Source organism: Thermoactinomyces sp. CICC 10521, from assembly GCF_016055135.1.
Lineage (GTDB): Bacteria > Bacillota > Bacilli > Thermoactinomycetales > Thermoactinomycetaceae > Thermoactinomyces_A > Thermoactinomyces_A daqus.
The window spans coordinates 144274-165216 of the sequence record NZ_JAECVZ010000003.1; the positions used below are offsets into that span (position 1 = coordinate 144274).

Sequence of the window (20943 nt, forward strand, 5' to 3'; positions counted from 1 at the left end):
CCTTTATGTAAAACACCATAATTCTAATTATCCTTTCTAGCCTGGGCAATGTCAATTTAGAAGACCGAGATGACTTAATTCCATTTCAAATCAAAAGAAGCGGCTCCCCTAACGAACCATAGGGCGCCGCTTTATTCAAGTCGGATCAGTCTTTATATACGGAGAGCATTAACCAGTTCATAAACCGATTTGCTTTCAATGACATGATATCGTTAACCAAACGGTTTAAGCGCGGCCAACCCCTGCGGTAGTTTTCCGACACACAGGCCCAGATTTGCTCACCCGTCACATTTTCATACCCGTACATTCGAAACTCTTCCGCTTTGATGTTACAAAGATCTTCAATACATCTCATCAGTTCCTTTTCGCTCAGAAGCTCGACCGAGTGGGTTTTTTGGTGGCTTACCGGTTTTAGTGCACCATATTTGGCCATAGCGTTCCTCCTCACCTGTTATGACTTCTCTTTCTTACATCGTTTTCGTTTTGGACTATTAAAAATCCTACTTTCCATTCTACCTGATTTTTTAGGTATGAGCGGCCCGGACAAGTCATAGATTTTAGTAACCTTTTGTGAAGGAGGGGCCAGAAGGGTGAACAAGGGTTTCCTACGCGGTACACTCATTCTCGTCGGAGCAGGTCTGATAACCAAAGTTCTCGGGTTCGTCTACCGGATCGCTCTTTCCCGGATCATCGGTGACGAAGGAATGGGACTGTTTCAAATGGCCTTTCCGATTCTGGTCTTTACCATCGTCGTCACCACCGCAGGATTGCCCGTGGCCATTTCTAAACTGGTTTCCGAAGCGGAAGCCAAAGGGGAAGAAGAACGGATTCGCTCCATTTTAATCGTATCGGTCTTTATTGTGATCATCACCAGTACCGTGATCACCGCTTCTGTCCTGCTGGGCGCCCCATGGATCGCCAAAACATTGCTCACGGATGAGCGGGCCATCTATGCGCTCCTGGGCATCGCGCCGATTATCCCGATCATCGCCGTCTCGTCCATATTTCGCGGGTATTTTCAGGGCAGGCAAAATATGAGCCCTTATGCTTTTTCCACCATCGTGGAGCAATCGGTTCGGATTTTCACTGTGCTCCTGCTGGCAAAATATCTGCTTCCCTACGGAATCGAATTCGCCGCAGCCGGTGCGATGATCGGGATGGTGATCGGAGAGTTTACCGGTATGGTTTATCTTCTTTACTCGTTTAAGAAAGATCCGACGCGCCCCCGGTTGCGCCTGATCTTTTCCAGACAGCCTTCGGTCAGCACACGCGGGAAAAAGGGCTCTTATCTCAGTGCTTTTGGCCGGACTGTTCGCGCTCTCTTGCGCTTGGCCATTCCCGTCACGGCCAGCCGCCTGGTTGGTTCGTTTTCTTATGCCATTGAGCCGATTGTCGTCTCCCAGAGTTTGGCTTTGGCCGGATATGTAACCGCCACGGCGACTGCTCTCTATGGACAACTGGAAGGAATGGCCATTCCGATTACCTTTTTTCCGGCGTTTATCACTTATGCCTTGTCCGTTTCACTCGTTCCGGCGATCAGTGAAGCAGAGGCGCAAAACAATCAACGTCTGGTGGAACACCGGCTGCAACAGGCGATCCGGCTCTCCTTAATTGTGACGGCTCCCTGCGCCCTTCTCTTGTTTCTCTTGGCCGAACCCTTATCTGTTTTACTCTTTCGTCAAGCCGATGTCGCCCGTCTGATTCAAATCATGGCCCCCTTTACCATCATTCACGCCTTGCAAGGCCCGTTCGCCTCCGTTCTGCAAGGATTGGACCGGGCGAACTTACCCATGCGAAACTCGATTATCGGGGCCTTGATCAAAACCGTTCTCATCTTATTGCTGGCTTCCAGACCTGAACTCGGGATCGACGGAGTGGCACTGGCGATCAACTGCGGCATCGTGATTGTGACTTCTCTTCATTTTATTGATATCGTCCGGCTCATCCCTTTCAGCATCCGCGTCAAAGAGTACGGAAAACTCATTCTGGCCGTCGTGGTGACGGGTTTCGCCGCCTATCAGGGAATGGCATTAACCAAGCAAATGTCCTTGCTTTCAAGCACTTTGCTCATCATGGCTATGAGCATGGGAGTTTACCTCTGCTGCTTAATCTTTTTATCCCTCATTCGCAAAGAAGATGTGCTTCGGATTCCCGTCATCGGAAAATGGATGGCGTTCCTGCTGCCACAATAAGCAAAACGGGCCGGTTTTTCATGACCGCCCGTTTTTTATCTGGTTTGATTATCTTTTCCATCAATGAATAATTTCCCTTCATAGTTGATGCTGGCATAATAGATTTCTTTAAAATCCCTGTACCCTTGTTTTTGAATCTCGTTTTTCAGCCAAAACCGCGTTTTCCCGATCTGTCTGAGCCCCTGTTCCTGCACTTTTCCGTCCAAAATCAATGTGATCGGCATTTGAAACGGCCGCAGTAACGGAAGAACATCTTCCTTCATCACCGGCCGCTTTTCCTCCCGGGGGAAAACGCTTAATCTTCCTGTAGTTTCCAATATTGCAAACTCTACATCTGAAACATCCGCGATATTCTTTTCACGCAACTGCAATAACAAATCATCAATGTTATAACGGGCTTTGGCCATCTCGGCATCCAGGATTTTCCCGTTTTTCACCAGGACGAGCGGCTTCCCGTCAACGAGCTGTCTCACTTTCCTGCTCTTGAGCGACAAATAGGAAAGAACGATTTGCAAAGCGGCCAAGGTGACGATGGCAATCATGCCATTGATCAGCGGTTCATGGGATCGCTCAATCGCCATGGCTGAAATATCGGCAATCATGAAGGAAACAATCAAATCGATAATGGTTAATTTTCCGATTTCCCGTTTCCCCATTAAACGCATGATAATGAGAAGAAACAGATAGATAAAAACCGTTCTCAGCAATATAGAACCAATCACCCCGGCACCTCCTTTCCCCCATAGGTTTCACCAACGAAAACCGTTTTATGAATGACGCAAAAGGTGATATTTTAATCCAAGCCTTCATAACATGTACCAGTGCGGAAGATCTTTTCGCGGAAAAGGAGGTGCAGCCTGCTGCGTGGAATTCTCGGCACAAAAGGGCCGGACCCACAGTGACGGCAGGTGAACTTGTATGAAAGAAGCCTGGTTCGATTCCGCCAAAAAAGGGTGGCAATCCCCGTGGATTATCGGACAATTGTTCATTTGGGGCATCATCTTTATCGGTTCCTTTATCGTCGCCATCTTTTTGCGCTACTCTTCGCTCGAATCCGCTGACATCCCCATACTCTCTTACATATTAAACGGGCTGGCCTTATTTGCCGGAGGTTTTGTCGCCGGCAAAAAGTCGGGAAAAAGAGGGCTGTACTATGGCGCTGCCCAAGGCATCATCTATGTAGCCATCCTTTTGTTGATCGGATTTCTCGCCTTTGATTCCCTGACAACGTTTCATCCTTTTATGTTCAGCGCCTTCGCAATCGGCCTCAGTTCGCTCGGGGGAATTTTGGGGGTAAATAACAGCAAAAGCTCCTGACCCAGTTTTGGGCCGGAGCTTTTTCTTTCACGCTTAACTTTCTTTCACTTCTTGCGGTTTTGCCTCCGCTTTCTTTGTTTCCTGCTTCTCCTCGACATTGGTGACACGGTCGATCGCGTGACGTTCAAAGGTAATGCGTGTATTGTCGCTCACTTTCAATGTGACTTTCTCTTCGTTCAGATCCACGACGGTGCCGTGAATGCCGCCTGCCGTGATCACCTTGTCCCCTTTGCGCAAATTGTTCAGCATTTCCATCTTCGCTTTTCGCTGGCGGTTGTTGGGACGGATGATCAGGAAATAGAAAATGAGCAGAAACAAAACGAGCGGGGCCAATTGAGTGAGCATATTCATTTACAAAACTCCTTCCATCAAATCATTTGCTGGAATCAAAAGGCTCTCTCCGGAGTGAGTGAACCATAATATTTCATCATAAACGAATCACGGAAATCGAGAAGCCGGTCTTCCCTGATGGCCTGTCGCACTTTCTCCATCAGCCTCAGGAGGAAATACAAGTTGTGATAAGTGGTAAGCCTCAGTCCAAACGTCTCATCCGCTTTAATCAAATGCCGTAGATACGCGCGCGAGTAGTTGCGGCAGGTATAGCAATCGCATTCGGGATCAAGCGGGGTAAAATCGCGAGCATATTTGGCATTGCGCACAACGACTCGTCCCTGACTGGTCATCGCCGTCCCGTTGCGGGCAATTCGCGTTGGCAAAACGCAGTCGAACATGTCAATTCCATAAACAGCTCCCTGAATCAGCGCGTCAGGAGAACCGACTCCCATCAGGTAACGCGGTTTATCCTTTGGCATGAGCGGCGTGGTATAAGACAGCACTTCATACATTAATTCCTTGGACTCCCCTACGCTAAGGCCACCGACCGCGTAACCGGGCAAATCGAGTTCGGCCAGCTGCTGTGCGCTCTCTTCGCGCAAATCCTGATGCATTCCCCCTTGGATGATCCCGAACAGCGCTTGCTCCTCCGGTCGGCGATGGGCCTTGATGCAGCGTTTCAACCAGCGGTAAGTCCGCTCGGTCGAAGCTTTCACGTACTCCCTGTCGGCCGGATAAGGCGGACACTCGTCAAATGCCATAATGATATCGGCACCCAATGCATTTTGAATCTCCATTGCTTTTTCCGGCCCGATAAACAGTTTCTCGCCGTTTAAGTGTGATCGGAACGTGACGCCTTCTTCGGTGATATCGCGCAATTTGCTCAGGCTGAACACTTGGAAACCGCCGCTGTCGGTCAAAATGGCACGATCCCAGTTCATAAACGAGTGCAGCCCGCCTGCTTCTTTCACGATCTCGTGCCCCGGCCGCAAAAAGAGATGATAGGTATTGCTCAAAATAATGCCCGCTCCCATCTCTTTCAATTCTTCCGGGCTCATTGTCTTCACCGTCGCCAACGTTCCCACCGGCATAAAAATCGGGGTATCAATCACCCCGTGCGGAGTATGTAAACGTCCCAGCCGGGCACCGGACTGCTTACATTCTTTGATTAATTCATATCGAACGGCCAAGATGCTTCCTCCTGTTACAAATCCCATTCTAACTTAATTCACATTCTCCTGCTACCCATTATAGAAAAGACTGATCCCAAATAACAAGTTCGCTTCTTTAAAAATTGCTTCAACCCGGAATGCAGGCTAAATGATCAACATGGCATCCCCAAAACTGAAGAAACGATAACGCTCCTTCACGGCCTCCTCGTAAGCGGCCAGAATCAGTTCGCGTGAAGCAAAAGCGCTGACAAGCATCAACAAAGTGGACTGGGGCAGGTGAAAGTTGGTCAACAGCGCATCCACAACTTTGTATGTAAATCCCGGATAAATAAAAATATCCGTCCAGCCGCTGTCAGCACGCACTTCTCCGTCAAATCGTCGCGCCACCGTTTCGAGCGTGCGGACGGAAGTGGTTCCGACCGCCACCACTTTGTTTCCCCGCTGCTTCGCTTCCCGGATCACCCCGGCTGCTTCCTCGCTGATCTCATAATACTCGGCGTGCATGTAGTGATCCTCGATGCGCTCCACCGTAACCGGGCGGAATGTTCCCAAGCCGACGTGCAGGGTGATAAAGACCACCTTGACCCCCATGGCACGAATTTCATCCAACAAGCTTTCGGTAAAATGAAGCCCGGCTGTCGGCGCGGCGGCTGAACCGACCACTTTTGAAAACACCGTTTGGTAGCGTTCCGGGTCATCCAACTGCTCGTGGATATAGGGAGGCAACGGCATTTGCCCCAATTCCTCAAACAATTTTTCCACATCTTCCGCCTCATATTGCAACCGGAAAATGCGGCCGCCTGCCACTTCCGTCTGTTCTTCGGCGATGGCCTGCAACCGGCCGTTTCCAAAACGGATCCGGGTCCCTTCTTTCACCCGTTTGCTCGGCCGAACCAATGCTTCCCACCGGTCATTCCCCAACGGTTTTAAAAGAAGCAATTCGATTTTGGCTCCGGTCTCCTCTTTTTCCCCGATCAGGCGGGAGGGACGCACCCGGCTGTCGTTTAACACCAAAACATCGCCAGGATGCAAATAGTTGATGATATCGGGAAAACGGGCATGCGTCCATGTTCCCGTCGCCCGGTTGACTACCATCAGGCGAGAGCCGGTGCGTTCGGGAGCAGGCTTTTGGGCAATCATTTCTTTCGGCAGTTTAAAGTCATACATTGATACATCCATGTCAAATCCCCATCCTTCCGAGCCTCAAAAAGAAATCGCCCGTTTGCTTAGCGAAACAGGCGAAAAAAATAGCTGATCAACGTTAAGATCACACTGATGACGATACAAGTGACAATCGGAAAGTAAAATTTCACATTTTCCTTTTCGATCACAATATCGCCTGGCAAGCGGCCCAACGGAAAAAATTTGCCTCTGGTCTGCCAGAGAAGACCGAGCAAAAACAAAATAACGCCGGCCAGCATCAACATTTTTGCCACCGAATTCATTTTGGCCACTCCATTCCAAAATGCTTCAGGCAACGCTCTGTTACCATCCGCCCGCGCGGCGTTCGCTGCAAAAAGCCGATCTGCATCAGATAAGGCTCGTACACATCTTCAATCGTGTGCGCTTCTTCTCCGATGGTCGCCGCCAACGTATCCAGACCGACAGGGCCGCCGCGAAACTTTTCAATGATGGACATCAACAGGCGATGGTCCACATGGTCAAGCCCCATCCGGTCAACCTGAATCCGGTCAAGAGCATCACGGGCGCTGTCACCGGTAATGACTCCGTCACCGGCCACCTGCACAAAATCGCGCACCCGCTTGAGCAGCCGGTTGGCAATGCGCGGTGTCCCCCTGGCCCGGGAAGCGATTTCCACCGCTCCGTCTTCCATGATCTTTACTTGTAACAGATCTGCTGCCCGTTCCACAATCAGCGTCAGCTCATCTATCGTATAGTATTCCAATCGGGCGACGACTCCAAACCGGTCTCGCAACGGAGAAGATAGCGAACCGGCGCGCGTGGTCGCCCCGACGAGCGTAAACGGCGGCAAATCCAGACGGACGGAGCGTGCACTCGGTCCCTTGCCGATCATGATATCCAGGGCAAAATCCTCCATGGCCGCATATAACACTTCCTCCACGGACCGGTTTAACCGGTGGATTTCATCGATAAACAACAGATCATGGGGACCCAAATTGGTCAGGATCGCCGCCAAATCCCCCGGCCGTTCAATTGCGGGCCCCGAGGTGATGCGAATGGACACGCCCAATTCATTGGCGATAATATTGGACAACGTGGTCTTCCCCAGTCCGGGCGGGCCGTATAAAAGCACATGATCGAGGGCTTCCCCGCGCATTTTCGCTGCTTCAATATAGATCTTCAAATTTTCCTTCACCCGGGACTGTCCTATGTATTCGCTGAAATAACGAGGGCGCAGGCTGTATTCGACCATCTCATCTTCACCCGTCATCTTCGCGGAGATGATCCGTTCCTCCATGTCTCACCCTCCTCATTTTTTCATCATCAACTGCAGTGCTTTTTTAATCCACTCTTCGGTGCTCAGGCTTGACTCCGCTGATTTTTCTGCTTCTTGCGCTGCCCAATCCGCTTCTTCCTCATTATAGCCGAGAGCCAACAAGGCGGCAATCACATCGAGACGGGCGCTGAAGTCACTTGGTGGTTCACTGTTTTCTTGCAGGGGCAGTGTGCTTTCGGAATACCCCCATGCCAGCTTTTTCAGTTTATCCTTCAGGTCCAATATCAGGCGTTGCGCCGTTTTTTTGCCGACACCGGGCAGCTTCGTCAATGTTTTAAGATCCTCCAGTTGAATGGCGCTGATCAATTGTTTCGGTGTCATCCCCGATAACATCGCCAGCGCAGCCTTGGGGCCCACGCCTGACACTTCCAGCAACAGCCGGAACAAATCCCGCTCGCTTCGCGTTGGAAAACCGTACAGCAACTGGGCATCTTCACGCACGACAAAATGCGTCGACAAATAAACCTCCTCCCCTTCCTCAAACCGGAAAGGGTTGGGCACAAACACCTGATAACCCAGGCCGTTCACGTTGATAGCGACATAATCCGATTCCCGGTATTCGACCGTTCCTTTGACAAACTCAATCATCGTTTCGCTCCCCATTTGCTCCATTTATGTATAACAGACGACGAATGGGCTTCGCAGATGGCAATGGCCAATGCATCCGCCACATCATCCGGTTTCGGCACTCTTGGAAGTCCAAGCAGCACCTTCACCATTTCCTGCACTTGCTTTTTCTCGGCCTGGCCGTAGCCAACGACAGCCATTTTCACCTGAAGCGGCGTGTACTCGGTAATCGGGATGTTCGCTTCTTCCGCGGCCAGCATCATCACCCCGCGCGCCTGGCCGACTGTAAAAGCGGTGGTGACATTCCGGTTGAAAAACAGCTTTTCAATGGCCACCACGTCAGGACGATGCTCCGCAAACAACTTCGTACAGGCGTCGTAAATCTGCTTCAGCCGTGTGGCAGTGCTTAAACCCGCCTCTGTTTGAATGCTTCCGTATTCGACCGGTTTTAACTGATTTCCCTTCTGATCGAGAATACCGAAGCCGACGATGGCAATCCCCGGGTCGATCCCCATTATACGCATGTTTCTCCCCTCTCCTGAAGCGAACACTCATTCTCTTCGGACGATTATACCATAAAACAGGGAGCGCCGGGGGATGAAATGGAATAAAGCCGGGCAAAGCATCGGCCGGACTGAAGATCGGACCCGATCGTTTATTGATTTCGACCGGCCACCACTGGCCGACTTAAGAACCTTGGCAGATCAAAAGCCGGCCAGCAACGCGCTTTGACGGAAAAAAAGCGGACGGCAGAAGATCACTCTCCTGCCGTCCGCATCTGCCCGGTATGTTCCGATCATTCGCTTCGAAATGGCAGGCACTCTTTTGGCGAACCAAACCATTTCTCTTATGTTCACTTGTCGTTCTCATTGACTCACCTTGTTCGTATACTCTTCATAAGCAGGGATATTCAACAATTTGTCCACTGTCACAAATTCATATCCCTGCCCCCGAAAGTAATCGATCAAACCGGGAAGCACCTGAACCGTGGATTGCAGCTGCTTGCCCCCGGCGCAATGCTGCAGGATGATTCCGCCAGGGTCCGCTTCCCGTTTCACGGTGGCCATGATTTGCTCCGGAGACTGTCCGGCCCAATCGCGCGTATCAACACTCCACTGGATAATTTTAAAGTTTTTCTGCCCGAAGTGCTGTTCCAGCTGATCATTAATGGCTCCGTAAGGCGGGCGCAACAATAATGGCGATTTATGGATCGTTTGATAAATCAACTGATTGGTTTGGCCGATTTGCCTGTCGGTTTCCGGGTGTTTTAACTTCGTCAATTGAGGATGATTAAAAGAATGATTCCCGATCGTGTGCCCGTCGCGATCGATTTCCCTCAACATATCCGGATATTTCTTCACCATATTCCCGACGACAAAAAATGTGGCCGGAACCTGCTTCTGTTTAAGAATCTTCAAGATTTGCGGTGTAAATTCCCGATCCGGTCCGTCATCAAAAGTCAGGGCAATCTGTTTTTTGAATTTCGGGCCTTTAAAAACCATGGTCTTTTCTTTGATCCGATCCAATTCCGCCATCTGATCTTTGGTCATCGCCTCCTCGGGTTTGGCGACGGCCGGTTGCGCCTCACTTACCTGATGTTCGGGCGGCGGAAATCCCTTCGCTTGATTTTGCCGGCTTTCCTCTGCCATCTGACCCGCCTCTTGCGAAGACTTCCGCGAAACTTCAGATGGTCCGCGGTCTTTCGGCAGGGAACTCTCCTCCTTGGCACAAGCCGACACAAACAAAACCATGGCGAGCATAGCCCCCGTTACCCCTGCCACTCTCTTAAAACCGGTCATGTTGTAAACCACTCCCAAAGAAAAAGAAAGTGCGGCCAGTCACGCACTTTAAAAGAGACAAAATCCCTTCTATGATAACAAATTCCTTTCATATACGGGTTTATTCTAACACATCCGTTTCTTTTCGACAGCACTATTTTTATTTCCTAATGATCCGGTCTGTTGCAGCATTCTTTTAACAACAAATAAAAAAGGCTTTCTTTTTGGTCGAAAGCCTCAGGATAAACCTGTTGTCAACCCTTTTTCCGGCAATGGTAGACAAAGGCTGGCGGAAGATTGAAGGGGACAAAGGACAGATCCACCGTATGGAAACGATCCAGCAATTGTTTTCTCATCTGCAACGAATATTGGAATGTGATAAAGATGCCATCCGGTTTTAAGGCCCGGTACACACCCGTCAAAATCTGGTCCCGCAATGGCTGCGGCAAAACAGCAAAAGGCAATCCCGACAGAATTACGTCCACCTGCCCGGGTTCAATCCCGTTATCCGCCAACGACGGAATCAGTTCACAGGCGTTGTCACCAATGATAAAATCCGGAAAACGACGGATTAATCGTTCACGCAAATGGAGATCTTTTTCAAAAATCATCTTTTTGGCGCCTGATCGGGCCAATTTTTTTATGCCTTCAGTAAAAACCCCTGTTCCCGCTCCCAATTCCACCACTATCTCCGTGCGGGCCCAATCGACTTCCTTTAACATCGCCCGGGCCAAAAATCGGGAACTGGGAGTGACGCTTCCAACTGTTCTTGGAGAACGGAGAAATGAATAGAAAAAACGAAGGCGATCTGCAATCGCATGATCCATGAGCTGCAACATGAAAAACACCTTTCCGGCCACTATAAATCATAGTATTTTTATTGGATTTATGAGTATATAATAACACGAATAATTGTTAAAAAATATCCTTAAAACCCTTAAATCTGTCCAAAAAAGCCTTTTTTTAAATATTTTCCTCAAAAAGGAAATTCCATTCATCCCCAACACTGGGCAAAATCCCGGAAAAAGTTTCTTGAATGAAGCGGATCTTTCCGGGAAAATGGAATCGAAAGGAGAGAAAACCATGCAAAAACGCTGGGTTGCCGATTTAACGTTGACAGGGATTGCCTTTGTCTGGGGAATTACCTTTGTGCTGGTGCAAGATGCAATTGCCACCCTTCCTCCGTTTCATTTCTTGATGATCCGCTTTGCCTTGGCGGCCTTTTTTCTTTTCATCTACCTGCTTTGTCGAAAACCGGAAAATTTATCAAAAAGCGACCGTAAACGAAATTGGACTGCCGGAGCCCTGTTGGGCTTGTTTCTGTTTTTGGGCTACGCCTTGCAAACCTTCAGCCTGCTCTATACCACTTCAGGCAAATCGGGATTTCTCACTGGCACTTCCGTGGCTCTGGTTCCGGTTTTTGCCCTTTTCATTCTGAGAGAAAAAATGAAATTTTCGTCCGCCATTGGAGCATTGCTTGCTCTTTGCGGCTTGTATCTCCTCGCCTTTACTGATTTCAGTTCTGTTAACTACGGAGATGTGCTCGCCTTTCTCTGTGCTATTTTTTTCGCTTTGCAAATTATTTATACCGGGAAATATACAAATTCCACTTCGATGATGCACCTGGTCACGATCCAACTGGCCACGGTGGCCGTGCTAAGCGGAATTTGCGCACTGTTCACTGAGCGGCGGACCATTTTCGCAGGGCTCGGGCACCTGTTCACGCCAGGGGTGATCATTGCGCTTGTGGTTACCTCTTTGTTTTGCACTTCACTCGCCTTTATCGCCCAAACTCATGTACAAAAACAAACGAGTCCGACAAGAGTAGCGCTCATCTTCTCCCTGGAACCCGTCTTTGCGGCGTTGGGAGATTACTTCTGGAACGGAATCGCATTGACCGGACGCTCCTTCCTCGGGTGTCTGTTTATTTTGGCCGGGATGATTTTGTCCGAACTTCCTGCCTCGTCATTCAGTTTTTTAAAAAGAAAAGCGGGGAAGAATCTCAAAAAAAACGGGTGACCTCCAAATGTAAGGTCACCCGCTTCACAAGTGAAGACCCAGGATCAGCGTTTTAACCAACCGAGCAGGGCAAAGATTTTCATCTCTTTTTCCGCTTTCTCTCTAACCTCATCGGACCATCGTTTCTCCCACTCTTCCCAGTCCCCTTTTCCTTCCTGGATCTCCAATACCTCCTGCAGGGCTTTTTCCAACTGAAAGTTTTTGATCAACCTGCCCATAACCCGTCTCTCCTGTTCCTGTTACACCTATTCAGGATCATATGCGCCAGCGCATGGGAACATGACGGGATTAAAAAAGCAGGAGAAGGACATTCTTCCCCTCCCGCCGCCTTATTTTTGCTCCAACTGTTTTTGGAAGAACGCAGTCAATCGGGCTCCGTTATCCTGCAAATCCTCTTCATCCACGGTGAGGTTAACCCTTCTACGATCATCGACCGCATGATTTTCTTCATCTTTTTGCTTATGTAATTCCAAGGCCATTATGCCTCCTCCAAAGTTGACCAGCCGCACATCGGACAGGTAATCATATTGCGACGGCAGCGAAAAGACAAACTCCTGATGGAAGGGACAGCCGCGCACTTTGTCGCCGGCAAATTCAGTCGTATGTCCGACATAGCTCAGATCCAGATCGAGGCGCTTCAGCGATTCGATGGCCAAATTCAAAAAGGGATGCGCTTCCACTGCGATAACATCGCGATCTTTCGGGTCGATGGCATAATCGATGGCCAATTCGGTACGCAATAAAATTTTGTAGTTTGGCGTAGTGATTGGCACATTTTCGGCCAGTGCAAAAGCAAACGGGATGGATCTTTTTTCATATGGGGCAATCACGCCGATCGGATTGATTTTTTGCTCCTGCCAGATGAAAGGAAAATGCTGGTCACCCACAATATCGACCAACAGCTGCAGATTGATCTCCTTGATCTCTTGTTCGACATCGCCCCCTTCGATCTCGATCAGGCCTTCAATCTCCTCCTCCTGGCGAAAGGTGGTTTTGTCCAGAACGGCATTTACTTTGGCCGAGCCGATTTTCATGCTGGCTAATATCTCTTTAAACATTGGTTCACTCTCCTGGCATGTCATGAATCAATGTGATGAAACGCAGTAATCGGGAAAAGCAGGGGCAGCCGGTTTGCATCAGCAAGCCTTCAACCCACCCCTATTACAGAATGGGGGCAAAAGGAACAAGGATATGCAAAAATGAAAACAGGAATGTTTTTACAGATGTTGACCGCTGAAAATCGGCGTTGCGCAGCCCGAACCGCAAATGATATGCGCGTCCTCCAACAATCCTTTGTTTTCAAACGGACGGCGCATCAATCCCGCGCCTCTTTTTGTTTTTGCCGGTTAAATTCCTCTGATTTTCCCTTGGGAATCGTCAAGCTGGCCCAATCCCGATCTTTCAGGGCTTTGGCGATAAAAACGATTTGCCCGATATGATAGGAATAGTGGTACATCTGACGCTCGATCGCCTGGATCACACTGTGTTTTTCACCACGAATGGTCACCGTTTTTGCCAGATCTTCTTCCGTCAGCGAAGTGAGTGCGTCAAAGACGGTTTCCCAGCCTTTGTCCCAATCAGCCATCATCGCTTCCAAGCTTTGATATCCATCCGTGAATTCCTCATCGCGGTTGCGCCATGGTTTTTCCCCATCCGTTCTTAAAAAATCCGTCCAGCGCGACAGCATATTTCCATGTAAATGCTTCACGATGACGGCAATGCTGTTGCTTTCCAACCCGATCTTTTTTTGGAGATCAGCGAAACTGCATTGCGCCATCGCACTTTCACCGGTTTGCTTCATTATGCGAAATTGCTTGATCACAACTGCAAGGTATTCGGTTGCCAATCCCATGTGCTTCCTCCTCGCCATCGGGTTGCCACTACGCAAAATGATATCATATCATTCAGAAAAAACAATCTCTTCCTCCTGTATCTGAAAAATATTCTTTTCTTATCTCAGACTCAATCCGGTCAACAGCATGCTTTCATACTAAAAAACCTCCCTCAAACCCGCAAGATCTGAGGGAGATCTTCCTCTGTCCGCTTTTTTTAGTCCGCATACTTGGCCAACTCGTCTTCATCCACTTCGATGTTGGCATAAACGTTTTGCACATCGTCATGGTCTTCCAGCGCTTCGATCAAGCCGATCACATCTTTGATCACTTCGCCGTGAAGCTCCACCTTATTGGAGGGGACGAATGTGACTTCAGCGGTGGAGAAGGTGAGATTTTCAGCTTCCAGAGCCTGTTTTACCTCTTCAAAGGATTCCGGGGAAGTGATAATTTCATAAGTTTGCGGATTCGCTTCAAAATCATCTGCCCCGCTCTCGATCGCCAACATCATGATCTCTTCTTCATCCAGATCCGTCGAGTCGCGTTCGATGACCAATATCCCCTTCCGTTCAAACATCCAGGCAACACAGCCCGATTCTCCCATATTTCCGCCGCGTTTGGAAAAAATATGGCGGATGTCGGCGGCCGTGCGGTTGCGATTGTCCGTCAACGCTTCGACCATAATCGCAGTACCGCCGGGGCCGTAGCCCTCGTAAGTGATTGCTTCAAAGTCCCGGCCTTCTCCTGCACCCGCAGCTTTTTTGATGGCCCGTTCAATGTTGTCGCTCGGCATGTTTTGCGCCCTCGCCTTGGCAATGGCCAAACGCAACTGATGATTGTTCGCGGGATCTTTATCCCCGGCGCGAGCAGCAACATAAATTTCCCGTGACAATTTGGCGAAAATCTTTCCACGAAGCGCATCCTGACGCCCTTTTCGGTGCTGGATATTTTTCCACTTGGAATGACCTGCCATTTTACCAAACGACTCTCCCTTCTGTCATAAGCCCCAATCGCGCAAATAGCGGAAATCCATTCCCACGGTCCGCGTACCTGTTTTCAAAATGATCGGCATGGTCCGTTTGTATTGATTGCGGATGATCCGTTTGCTCACCCGTTCAATAAAATCATCTTCAAAACCGAGCGCACGCAGCTGATCAAGCGTATAACGCTGATCAATCATGAAATAGAGCAACCGGTCGACATCGAAATAGCTGAATCCCAGTTCGCTTTCGTCAGTTTGGGCCTCCCACAGGTCAGCGCTCGGGGCTTTGGTAATAATTTGCTCGGGCACGTTCAGATACGCCGACAGTTGACGTACCTGCGTTTTATACAAATCGCCGATCGGGTTGATCGCAGAAGCAGTATCCCCGTATTGTGTTCCGTAGCCGAGCAAAATCTCCGTGCGGTTGCTCGTCCCAACAACCAGGGCATCGTACGCCGCCGACAAATCATACAGAATGGTCATGCGTTCACGTGCCATCTTGTTTCCGCGTCTCAACGGTGTCGCTTCGGGAAACTGCTCAAAATAGGCATCGATTTGCGGCGTGATATCAATCGTGATCGACTCCACCCCGGTTCCATCAATCGCCGCCTGAGCATCTTCGAGGCTGGCCGGGCTGCTCGTTTTGTACGGCATCCGCACCGCCACGACATTTTCCGGCCCGAACGCCTTCACAGCCAGATACAGAGACAGAGCTGAATCAATCCCGCCGGACAATCCGATAATCACCTTGTTAAAACCGGCTTTGTTCACCTCTTCGCGCAAAGCGGTCGTCAGGAGGGTCGTGGCCAGTTCTTCATTCAGCCGCAAATACGGCGCTTGTTCCAGCATTTCTTCGATCATCTGCATTACCATGTTCCCTCCCCTGTCCGTTTACGCTTGATCCGATTCAATTCGCGAATGGTGAGATCCAAATTTTCATCCCGCAGCAGCGGCATTTGGAATCGGGCCTTTTTCACTTTTTCCATGTCGATGTCAACCACAAGCAATTCTTCTTTGAACAAGCCTGCCTTCTTCTCGATTTTGCCGAACGGGTCGACGACGGCTGATCCGCCATAGAAGGTAATGCCATCTTCTGTCCCGACACGGTTGGCAAACAACAGGTAAGTGCCGCTGAGCAAGGCATAATTTTTCAGCAGGGAATACCATGATTCCTGCGCTCTCAATTCCGGCCCGGTCAGATCCTGTCCGGGTGAGTTTGACGGAACGATGATCAGATGGGCTCCATCCTGTGCCAGGAGATAAGGAGCGGACAGATGCCAGAAATCCTCGCAAATCAGCATGCCAAACTGGCCAAACCGCGTCGGGAAACTGCGGATCACCTGGCCTTGTCCAACGTAACGCCCTTCGTCAAACATTCCATATGTAGGCAGATATACCTTCCTATGCAAATAATGAAGATTCCCGGCGGTAAGATAGGCCGCCGAATTATAAAGAATATGCTCAGGGCTGTGTTCGATGAAACCGATGACGAGATCCATTTCGCCTGCTTCCTGGGCCAGCCTTTGGATTTCCGGGCTAAACGGATCCATCGCCATCTCATACGTCAAATCCAACAAGTTATATCCCGTTAAACTGAGCTCGGGAAAAATAAGAAGATCCACTTGTTCTTCACGGGCCCGGTGGATCATTTCCCTGTGCAATTCCACATTGATATCCACTCGGCCCAAGTGTGGTCTGATTTGTGCAAGTCCTACTCTCATGCTTTGGCCTCCTCAGGCAAGAACAAGGCTTAATAAAACCAATCTAAATCATACCATAAGCCCATACGGACTACCAATAGGCGATTCCTTTGCAAAACTCTTTCCACTTATCCCGGTGTTCTATTATTTTAACCAAATAAGGGAGGGAATGTTGAGTATAAAAATTACGTTTTTTTTCAGCCAAGCCCACTACTTCCCGAAAGAAATCATTCGGAAATTGAAACAGAGTTGCAATGATTTTTTTCTCAAGCCATGAGAGAGGACGCACGGATTCGTATGCATTCAAAAACATCTCGCCGCAATCTTCATTCCAGTCGTTTTCCGTTAACATCCGGGAGGCCATTTGCCAGACATCACCGGCTTGGCAATCATAATCTGCCGTCTCAAAATCAATGAGCCAGATGGTCCGGTCTTCTCCGATTAACCAGTTATGGCTTGCCAGATCACGATGAGCCAGACATCTTCTTTCATATTCCTGATAGCAAAATTCTTTTAACGGTAGCCGCTCCAACTTTTCCCAGCAACGCAATCCTTCCAGATAGAAATCTTTTCCGACTTTCACCAGCAGTTTTCCCAGATCCCCCTCCACCTTGTTGACGCGCCTCAGCACCTGATAAAAACGCGCGAGGCGTTCTGCCACGCGCTGATAAAGAAGAAAAGCCGCCTCTTTTCGGGGAGGCGTCCATAGTTCCCGTCCTGTCTGATGGAAAGCGGCGAGTATTTTAACCATGCTTTTTACATCTTCAAGCCGTGAATATTTCCCTGACTTTCCCTTAATAAAAGGAGTGAGCAGCCAATTTTGCCCATCAGAGCAAATTGGCAACATGGCCTGAAATCCCCGTTGCCTCAATTCATTGTCCACCCTGCACCACCACTGGAGGCGGCCTGTGTGCATACGCTTGGCAATCCAGTGCATCTGCGCCGTTTCTATATACCAATTCCTTCGATAAGGAGTAATATTACGTACCTCAGTATGTAATATCCGCTCCAATAACTCCCGCCGGGGTCGTTTCATTTTCTTCCCCTTCCCGTGTTACCCTTCGCTTGAAGAGCTTTCTTTTACTGGCCAGTTTGCTGAAACCGGACTGCTGAATGCCGGAGTTGCCTGCTCTTGCCCACCGTAGGGATCTGGCTGATAAGCCTCGGGACTGTAGTTTGACACAGACGGAAAATAGGGAACATGATAACCATATCCTGACCCATAGGGATAGGGAAAAGCGGAAACAAACGGTGTCGGCCCGTATACTGGCTGCGGCCAAAAATGGGATATATGATAAGGATAAGGGCTCACTGGCGGAACCGGGGTCTTGCGGTAACCCCCTTCATCAAAAAACGAAGATTCCGGTGAGTCAAACGATGAAGAAAATCCCTGATAATAAAACGGCATTTCCGGAATATGCGGAGGTTTTGGCAAAAAATCCATCTGTTGCTTACGATCCTTTTCCGCTTTTATTGTTTTCCGTTTTTCTTCCTCAGCGGGGACATCCCCGATCTTCGTCTCCATTTCCTTATTTTTCGAAGAAGAGAGGAGAAATTTCCCTGTCGGCACCCGTATTTTCATGCCCGGTTCCAATTCATTTCCTTCAGTCAATTCCGGATTCACTTCGCGCAGCCGTTCAATCGGTGTGTTATACTTTTGAGCGAGTACCCAAAGCGTATCCCCGGGTCTTACAATATGAATCTTCATGAAACAACCCCCTTAACAAATGCTGATCATTATCATCCTATGCACAATTAAGCATTTTTTTGCCTTACAGAAATTTTTGTTTAAAAATTGCTTTAAAATAAGAAGGTACTCAAAAAATCCTGCTCAGATCAACTCGACGGAAAGAAGGATCGCTTATGGTAAAAAAATCGCTCTGGAACACAATCTATTTCCTGTCTGTCTGTTCCTTTCTGTTTTTGGCGCTGGGATGTGCCTGGGGCATCCGGGATATTCTTCAGCCGTCCGGTTCCGAAAGCGTGAAGGCCTCATCAAAGCCAAATGAAACTCTTCCCGTCCCGGCCGGCGGATTGCTGCTCGGGCTGGGCGATTCACTGACGCGGGGAATTGGCGACCCCGGCGGGCAGGGGTATTTTGGCATTGTCAAAACGCAATTAACCTTAAGGGAAAAGGAACCGATGAGCAGCGTAAACCTGGCTGTCAGCGGGCTGACGTCCGATGAGTTGCGCCGGCAGATCAAACAGCCGCACATACAAAATCTGCTCAAAAACGCGAAGTGGATTGTCATGACCATCGGAAGCAATGATTTGTTTCAAAGCAGCGGCAGTCTGAAAAAGATCGATGTGGCTGCCGCCGAGAAAAGCCGGCTTCAATATCAGCAAAACCTGACCGATATCCTGACGGAAATACGAACATGCAATCCCAAGGCAACGGTCTATCTGTTTGGCATCTACAATCCATTCGGCGACTTGCCGGAAGCAAACCTCGCTTCGCGTCTCGTGACTGCCTGGAACAACACAATTTCGCAAACAGCGGTGCAATTTGATCGCGTGGTCGTCATCCCCACGTTTGACCTGTTCGCCATGGATCCGGGGAAATATTTGTACAGTGACCATTTCCATCCGAACCATCTGGGCTATGAGCGCATGGTGGAACGCTTGTGGCAAGTGATCCAAGACCCGCCGAAGGAGGAAACGACTGATGGCCAAACAAAATAAACCGGTGTTGTACGTCGAAGGTTTAAGCAAAACGATTCGCAGGAGAACAATTGTTCAGGATATCTCCTTTGAAGTGGGCGAAGGGGAGATTTTTGGTTTTCTCGGGCCCAACGGAGCGGGAAAAACGACGACGATCCGCATGTTGGTCGGACTGATCCGCCCCAGCAAAGGAAAGGTAAAAATCGGCGGCTATGATTTGCAAACCGACTTTTTAAAAGCGATTTCCCATGTGGGCTGTATTGTCGAAAACCCGGAATTATACCCGTACCTAACCGGAAGGGAAAATTTGGAATTGTTTGCCCGGATGGCCCGCATCGATCATGCCCGTATCCGTGAGGTGGTGGAACAAGTCGAACTGACGGAACGCATCGATGATCCTGTCAAAACCTATTCACTCGGCATGAGACAACGTCTCGGCATTGCGCAGGCATTGTTGGGAAAACCGAAACTCCTCATTCTTGATGAACCGACTAACGGCCTGGATCCGGCCGGAATTCGCGAATTGCGCGCCTTCATTCGCAAACTTGCCCGCAAGGATGGAATCAGTGTTTTTGTCTCCAGCCATATTTTGCATGAGGTGCAGTTGATGTGCGACCGTGTGGCCATCATTCACCAGGGAAAGCTGGTTCAAACCGGCCCCATCGGCGAACTCGTCGGAGACCAATCCATGGTCGAATGGAAAATCGAACCGGCCGACCGCGGGCTGAAAGTGCTGCAATCCCTGCCTTATGTCACCCGATGGGAACAGCCGGATGACGGGCGAATTCTCGTTCATATGCCGGCTGAAAAAATAGCGGAAACCAATCGCTCCTTGGTTGATAAGCAGATTCTGGTCCATGAGATCCGCACACACCGCCCGACCCTTGAGGATATTTTTTTGCAAATGACAGGAGGAGTGGAAAGTGCAGCATCTGATCTATAACGAAATGATGAAGCTGATTCGCAAAAAGCGGATCTGGGTCATCGCCCTGATTTTGCTTATTTTGATTCCCATTTTTACATATGCCCAGTACCGGACGACAAAAGAGACCATGGAACGATTGGGCACTTCCGATTGGCATGCGCTTCTGACGCAACAAATCGTTGATGCGCAAAACCGCCTGTCATCCAATCAGATCCCGGATGAATGGAAAAAATATCTGAAATTGAACATTGAGCAGCAACAATACTATTTGGACCATGACATCAATCCGACCGCGCCGGGAGGACCGACCTTTATCCGCAAATTTGTGGAACAGGCGGTCGAACTCTTTTTGCCGCTGCTTGTCGTCATCCTGGCTGCGGATATTGTTTCATCCGAACATTCGGCTGGGACGATCAAGCTGTTGCTAACCCGGCCCGTGCCCCGTTTCAAAATCTTGCTCAGCAAATATATCGCCTTGTTGCTGGGAACTTCTTTCCTCATTCTTATGACGGCCGTTCTCGGTTATGTCATCTCTGGCGCGGTTTTCGGCTATGAAGGATGGACCATGCCGGTTTTAACAGGCTTTTCGCAAAACGGAAACAATCTGGTCACCACCCATGTCCATCTTTTGCCGCAATGGAAATATGACTTAATGGCTTACGGATTGGCCTGGTTTTCCTGCTGCGCGATCGGCACCATCTCATTTATGGTCTCCGTTTTGGTCAGGAGCACGGCTTCAAGCATGGGGATCATGCTGGCAGCCGTGATCTCGGGAGGCTTGCTCAGCCAGTTGGCCCCGTCCTGGGAAGCGCTGAAATACCTTGCCTTTACCAATCTGGGCTTAACCGATTATCTCTCAGGGCATCCGACCCTGGTCGAAGGAATGAGTCTTCCTTTCTCTCTCGCCGTTTTAAGCATATGGTCGCTTCTTTCCCTTCTGGTAGCCTTTGTCGTCTTTACCCGCCGCGACATCCTCGCTTGATGGT

General features: G+C 49.4%; 26 protein-coding genes. 7 read left to right on the forward strand and 19 right to left on the reverse strand.

The window, feature by feature from the left end; translation table 11 throughout:
• Window positions 1-145 precede the first annotated feature (145 nt).
• Window positions 146-433 carry a post-transcriptional regulator gene (locus tag I8U17_RS03930; RefSeq protein WP_309485150.1) on the reverse strand — a complete coding sequence of 96 codons (288 nt, stop codon included), beginning with the start codon at window positions 431-433 and terminating at the stop codon, window positions 146-148.
• Between the two features lie 157 nt (window positions 434-590).
• On the opposite strand from I8U17_RS03930, the gene spoVB reads away from it, so the two are divergent.
• Complete coding sequence (spoVB, locus tag I8U17_RS03935) at window positions 591-2192, forward strand: stage V sporulation protein B (protein ID WP_033099190.1); 1602 nt, start codon at window positions 591-593, stop codon at window positions 2190-2192.
• 35 nt (window positions 2193-2227) lie between these two features.
• On the opposite strand, the gene I8U17_RS03940 is transcribed toward spoVB, so the two are convergent.
• Window positions 2228-2914 carry a DUF421 domain-containing protein gene (locus tag I8U17_RS03940; protein WP_033099191.1) on the reverse strand — a complete coding sequence of 229 codons (687 nt, stop codon included), beginning with the start codon at window positions 2912-2914 and terminating at the stop codon, window positions 2228-2230.
• Window positions 2915-3110: 196 nt separating this feature from the next.
• Between I8U17_RS03940 and I8U17_RS03945 the strand changes: the two genes are divergently transcribed.
• Window positions 3111-3509, forward strand: a complete 399-nt coding sequence (locus I8U17_RS03945; protein WP_033099192.1) for a TIGR04086 family membrane protein — start codon at window positions 3111-3113, stop codon at window positions 3507-3509.
• Window positions 3510-3542: 33 nt separating this feature from the next.
• Here I8U17_RS03945 and yajC read toward each other — a convergent pair whose 3' ends face one another.
• The 7 genes from yajC to ruvC all read right to left on the reverse strand — a co-directional run bounded on the left by yajC (window position 3543) and on the right by ruvC (window position 8584).
• Window positions 3543-3860, reverse strand: a complete 318-nt coding sequence (gene yajC / locus I8U17_RS03950; protein ID WP_033099193.1) for a preprotein translocase subunit YajC — start codon at window positions 3858-3860, stop codon at window positions 3543-3545.
• A 35-nt stretch (window positions 3861-3895) separates the two neighbouring features.
• Entirely contained in the window at window positions 3896-5032 is a 1137-nt protein-coding gene (tgt, locus tag I8U17_RS03955) for a tRNA guanosine(34) transglycosylase Tgt (RefSeq protein WP_198055011.1), read from the reverse strand.
• A gap of 126 nt (window positions 5033-5158) precedes the next feature.
• Entirely contained in the window at window positions 5159-6193 is a 1035-nt protein-coding gene (gene queA / locus I8U17_RS03960) for a tRNA preQ1(34) S-adenosylmethionine ribosyltransferase-isomerase QueA (RefSeq protein WP_033099195.1), read from the reverse strand.
• A 47-nt stretch (window positions 6194-6240) separates the two neighbouring features.
• Window positions 6241-6459 carry a DUF2905 domain-containing protein gene (locus I8U17_RS03965; protein WP_198059058.1) on the reverse strand — a complete coding sequence of 73 codons (219 nt, stop codon included), beginning with the start codon at window positions 6457-6459 and terminating at the stop codon, window positions 6241-6243.
• Entirely contained in the window at window positions 6456-7454 is a 999-nt protein-coding gene (gene ruvB, locus I8U17_RS03970) for a Holliday junction branch migration DNA helicase RuvB (RefSeq protein WP_033099197.1), read from the reverse strand. The genes I8U17_RS03965 and ruvB overlap by 4 nt, the downstream gene beginning before the upstream one ends.
• 12 nt (window positions 7455-7466) lie before the next feature.
• A complete protein-coding gene (gene ruvA / locus I8U17_RS03975) occupies window positions 7467-8081 on the reverse strand; it encodes a Holliday junction branch migration protein RuvA (RefSeq protein ID WP_198055013.1) in 615 nt (204 codons plus the stop codon).
• Window positions 8078-8584, reverse strand: coding sequence for a crossover junction endodeoxyribonuclease RuvC (ruvC, locus tag I8U17_RS03980; protein WP_033099199.1), 507 nt, complete (start codon window positions 8582-8584; stop codon window positions 8078-8080). The genes ruvA and ruvC overlap by 4 nt, the downstream gene beginning before the upstream one ends.
• 73 nt (window positions 8585-8657) lie before the next feature.
• Between ruvC and I8U17_RS18555 the strand changes: the two genes are divergently transcribed.
• Window positions 8658-8792 (forward strand): hypothetical protein, encoded by a 135-nt coding sequence (locus I8U17_RS18555; protein WP_255517781.1) that lies wholly within the window; start codon window positions 8658-8660, stop codon window positions 8790-8792.
• Window positions 8793-8926: 134 nt separating this feature from the next.
• On the opposite strand, the gene I8U17_RS03985 is transcribed toward I8U17_RS18555, so the two are convergent.
• Window positions 8927-9859: a polysaccharide deacetylase family protein gene (locus I8U17_RS03985; RefSeq protein WP_232330885.1), complete on the reverse strand. Its 933-nt coding sequence runs from the start codon at window positions 9857-9859 to the stop codon at window positions 8927-8929.
• A 233-nt stretch (window positions 9860-10092) separates the two neighbouring features.
• Window positions 10093-10677, reverse strand: a complete 585-nt coding sequence (locus I8U17_RS03990) for a class I SAM-dependent methyltransferase (protein ID WP_033099352.1) — start codon at window positions 10675-10677, stop codon at window positions 10093-10095.
• A 244-nt stretch (window positions 10678-10921) separates the two neighbouring features.
• On the opposite strand from I8U17_RS03990, the gene I8U17_RS03995 reads away from it, so the two are divergent.
• Window positions 10922-11857, forward strand: a complete 936-nt coding sequence (locus I8U17_RS03995) for a DMT family transporter (protein ID WP_198059059.1) — start codon at window positions 10922-10924, stop codon at window positions 11855-11857.
• A gap of 44 nt (window positions 11858-11901) precedes the next feature.
• On the opposite strand, the gene I8U17_RS04000 is transcribed toward I8U17_RS03995, so the two are convergent.
• The 8 genes from I8U17_RS04000 to I8U17_RS04035 all read right to left on the reverse strand — a co-directional run bounded on the left by I8U17_RS04000 (window position 11902) and on the right by I8U17_RS04035 (window position 18079).
• Window positions 11902-12075 carry a hypothetical protein gene (locus tag I8U17_RS04000; protein ID WP_160173775.1) on the reverse strand — a complete coding sequence of 58 codons (174 nt, stop codon included), beginning with the start codon at window positions 12073-12075 and terminating at the stop codon, window positions 11902-11904.
• Window positions 12076-12186: 111 nt separating this feature from the next.
• Window positions 12187-12915 (reverse strand): sporulation protein, encoded by a 729-nt coding sequence (locus I8U17_RS04005; protein WP_198059060.1) that lies wholly within the window; start codon window positions 12913-12915, stop codon window positions 12187-12189.
• A gap of 257 nt (window positions 12916-13172) precedes the next feature.
• Entirely contained in the window at window positions 13173-13709 is a 537-nt protein-coding gene (locus I8U17_RS04010; RefSeq protein ID WP_033099201.1) for a DUF1572 family protein, read from the reverse strand.
• 197 nt (window positions 13710-13906) lie between these two features.
• Window positions 13907-14662 (reverse strand): YebC/PmpR family DNA-binding transcriptional regulator, encoded by a 756-nt coding sequence (locus tag I8U17_RS04015; protein ID WP_033099202.1) that lies wholly within the window; start codon window positions 14660-14662, stop codon window positions 13907-13909.
• Between the two features lie 24 nt (window positions 14663-14686).
• The gene (locus I8U17_RS04020) at window positions 14687-15538 is read right to left on the reverse strand and encodes an NAD+ synthase (RefSeq protein WP_081943630.1); all 852 of its coding nucleotides are present in this window, start codon (window positions 15536-15538) and stop codon (window positions 14687-14689) included.
• Entirely contained in the window at window positions 15538-16392 is an 855-nt protein-coding gene (locus I8U17_RS04025; protein WP_198055016.1) for a nitrilase-related carbon-nitrogen hydrolase, read from the reverse strand. The genes I8U17_RS04020 and I8U17_RS04025 overlap by 1 nt, the downstream gene beginning before the upstream one ends.
• A 70-nt stretch (window positions 16393-16462) precedes the next feature.
• Entirely contained in the window at window positions 16463-17407 is a 945-nt protein-coding gene (locus I8U17_RS04030; RefSeq protein WP_198055017.1) for a phosphotransferase, read from the reverse strand.
• An 18-nt stretch (window positions 17408-17425) separates the two neighbouring features.
• Window positions 17426-18079 carry a LysM peptidoglycan-binding domain-containing protein gene (locus I8U17_RS04035; RefSeq protein ID WP_033099205.1) on the reverse strand — a complete coding sequence of 218 codons (654 nt, stop codon included), beginning with the start codon at window positions 18077-18079 and terminating at the stop codon, window positions 17426-17428.
• Window positions 18080-18234: 155 nt separating this feature from the next.
• Here I8U17_RS04035 and I8U17_RS04040 point away from each other — a divergent pair, with 155 nt between their 5' ends.
• From I8U17_RS04040 to I8U17_RS04050, 3 genes are read left to right on the forward strand one after another with little or no spacing between them, the layout of a single operon-like run.
• Entirely contained in the window at window positions 18235-19053 is an 819-nt protein-coding gene (locus I8U17_RS04040) for a GDSL-type esterase/lipase family protein (RefSeq protein WP_198055018.1), read from the forward strand.
• Window positions 19037-19975 carry an ABC transporter ATP-binding protein gene (locus I8U17_RS04045; RefSeq protein ID WP_033099206.1) on the forward strand — a complete coding sequence of 313 codons (939 nt, stop codon included), beginning with the start codon at window positions 19037-19039 and terminating at the stop codon, window positions 19973-19975. Before I8U17_RS04040 ends, I8U17_RS04045 begins: the two co-directional genes overlap by 17 nt.
• On the forward strand, window positions 19956-20939 hold the full coding sequence (locus I8U17_RS04050; protein ID WP_198055019.1) for an ABC transporter permease: 984 nt from the start codon (window positions 19956-19958) through the stop codon (window positions 20937-20939). Before I8U17_RS04045 ends, I8U17_RS04050 begins: the two co-directional genes overlap by 20 nt.
• The last annotated feature ends 4 nt before the right edge of the window (window positions 20940-20943 follow it).

Bases quoted from the DNA above. Each gene is read 5' to 3' on its own strand.
- I8U17_RS03995 (WP_198059059.1), top strand. From the start codon at position 10,922: ATGCAAAAACGCTGGGTTGCCGATTTAACGTTGACAGGGATTGCCTTT.
- I8U17_RS03990 (WP_033099352.1), bottom strand. From the start codon at position 10,677: ATGTTGCAGCTCATGGATCATGCGATTGCAGATCGCCTTCGTTTTTTC.
- I8U17_RS04030 (WP_198055017.1), bottom strand. From the start codon at position 17,407: ATGAAACGACCCCGGCGGGAGTTATTGGAGCGGATATTACATACTGAG.
- I8U17_RS04010 (WP_033099201.1), bottom strand. From the start codon at position 13,709: ATGGGATTGGCAACCGAATACCTTGCAGTTGTGATCAAGCAATTTCGC.
- I8U17_RS03965 (WP_198059058.1), bottom strand. From the start codon at position 6,459: ATGAATTCGGTGGCAAAAATGTTGATGCTGGCCGGCGTTATTTTGTTT.
- I8U17_RS03930 (WP_309485150.1), bottom strand. From the start codon at position 433: ATGGCCAAATATGGTGCACTAAAACCGGTAAGCCACCAAAAAACCCAC.
- I8U17_RS18555 (WP_255517781.1), top strand. From the start codon at position 8,658: ATGAAATGGAATAAAGCCGGGCAAAGCATCGGCCGGACTGAAGATCGG.
- ruvA (WP_198055013.1), bottom strand. From the start codon at position 8,081: ATGATTGAGTTTGTCAAAGGAACGGTCGAATACCGGGAATCGGATTAT.
- I8U17_RS04005 (WP_198059060.1), bottom strand. From the start codon at position 12,915: ATGTTTAAAGAGATATTAGCCAGCATGAAAATCGGCTCGGCCAAAGTA.
- yajC (WP_033099193.1), bottom strand. From the start codon at position 3,860: ATGAATATGCTCACTCAATTGGCCCCGCTCGTTTTGTTTCTGCTCATT.
- I8U17_RS03945 (WP_033099192.1), top strand. From the start codon at position 3,111: ATGAAAGAAGCCTGGTTCGATTCCGCCAAAAAAGGGTGGCAATCCCCG.
- I8U17_RS04025 (WP_198055016.1), bottom strand. From the start codon at position 16,392: ATGAGAGTAGGACTTGCACAAATCAGACCACACTTGGGCCGAGTGGAT.
- I8U17_RS04040 (WP_198055018.1), top strand. From the start codon at position 18,235: ATGGTAAAAAAATCGCTCTGGAACACAATCTATTTCCTGTCTGTCTGT.
- I8U17_RS04000 (WP_160173775.1), bottom strand. From the start codon at position 12,075: ATGGGCAGGTTGATCAAAAACTTTCAGTTGGAAAAAGCCCTGCAGGAG.
- I8U17_RS04035 (WP_033099205.1), bottom strand. From the start codon at position 18,079: ATGAAGATTCATATTGTAAGACCCGGGGATACGCTTTGGGTACTCGCT.
- I8U17_RS04020 (WP_081943630.1), bottom strand. From the start codon at position 15,538: ATGCAGATGATCGAAGAAATGCTGGAACAAGCGCCGTATTTGCGGCTG.
- I8U17_RS04015 (WP_033099202.1), bottom strand. From the start codon at position 14,662: ATGGCAGGTCATTCCAAGTGGAAAAATATCCAGCACCGAAAAGGGCGT.
- ruvC (WP_033099199.1), bottom strand. From the start codon at position 8,584: ATGCGTATAATGGGGATCGACCCGGGGATTGCCATCGTCGGCTTCGGT.
- queA (WP_033099195.1), bottom strand. From the start codon at position 6,193: ATGGATGTATCAATGTATGACTTTAAACTGCCGAAAGAAATGATTGCC.
- ruvB (WP_033099197.1), bottom strand. From the start codon at position 7,454: ATGGAGGAACGGATCATCTCCGCGAAGATGACGGGTGAAGATGAGATG.
- I8U17_RS03985 (WP_232330885.1), bottom strand. From the start codon at position 9,859: ATGACCGGTTTTAAGAGAGTGGCAGGGGTAACGGGGGCTATGCTCGCC.
- I8U17_RS04045 (WP_033099206.1), top strand. From the start codon at position 19,037: ATGGCCAAACAAAATAAACCGGTGTTGTACGTCGAAGGTTTAAGCAAA.